The organism is Vibrio genomosp. F10 str. 9ZD137, from assembly GCF_049974785.1.
GTDB lineage: Bacteria > Pseudomonadota > Gammaproteobacteria > Enterobacterales > Vibrionaceae > Vibrio.
Genome location: NZ_JBNGCJ010000918.1, coordinates 1 through 820, shown reverse-complemented (window position 1 = coordinate 820; position 820 = coordinate 1). Strand labels below are relative to the sequence as shown.

1 protein-coding gene is annotated in these 820 nt (G+C 45.6%); it reads left to right on the top strand.

Features of this window, described 5'->3' with window-relative positions; all coding sequences use genetic code 11:
• Positions 1-820: Hsp70 family protein (locus ACP45E_RS20275; RefSeq protein WP_158008402.1), on the top strand; the 820-nt coding region annotated here is incomplete at both ends.

Here is an 820-nt window from a genome sequence, read left to right as displayed (position 1 = left end):
ACTGGCTTACGGATTAGATTCAGCTAAAGAAGGAATCATTGCTGTTTATGATTTAGGTGGCGGCACCTTCGATATATCGATACTGCGATTGTCGAAAGGCGTGTTTGAAGTCCTAGCGACGGGTGGTGATTCTGCGCTAGGTGGTGATGATATCGACCATTTAGTCGCTGAGCATTTATTGTCACAAATGAATATCTCGACGCCATTAACAGCAGAGCAGCACCGACAACTTCTCAATGCCGCTACTAAAGCAAAGATAGATCTGTCAGACAATGACGTGAGTAATATTTCGGTGCTGAACTGGGAAGGTACATTAACACGTCAGGGCTTCAATGATCTTATTACTCCTCTGATTAAGAAAACGTTAATGTCATGCCGACGAGCATTAAAAGATGCGGACGTGTCTGCCAGTGAGGTTATGGAAGTCGTCATGGTGGGCGGTTCTACTCGCACCTTGCACGTTCGTGATTTAGTCGGTGAGTTTTTTGGTCGAACCCCATTAACCAATATTAACCCTGATGAAGTCGTCGCTATCGGTGCGGCCATTCAAGCTGATGTGTTAGCAGGCAATAAATCTGATTCTGAAACGTTATTGCTTGATGTTATTCCATTGTCGTTGGGTATTGAAACGATGGGAGGGTTAGTCGAAAAGATCATCCCACGCAATACAACCATACCCGTAGCCAAGGCACAGGAATTTACCACGTTTAAAGATGGTCAAACGGCAATGACTGTTCATACCGTGCAAGGTGAACGGGAAATGGTTGACGACTGTCGTTCACTGGCACGGTTTGCGCTCAAAGGAATACCACCGATGACG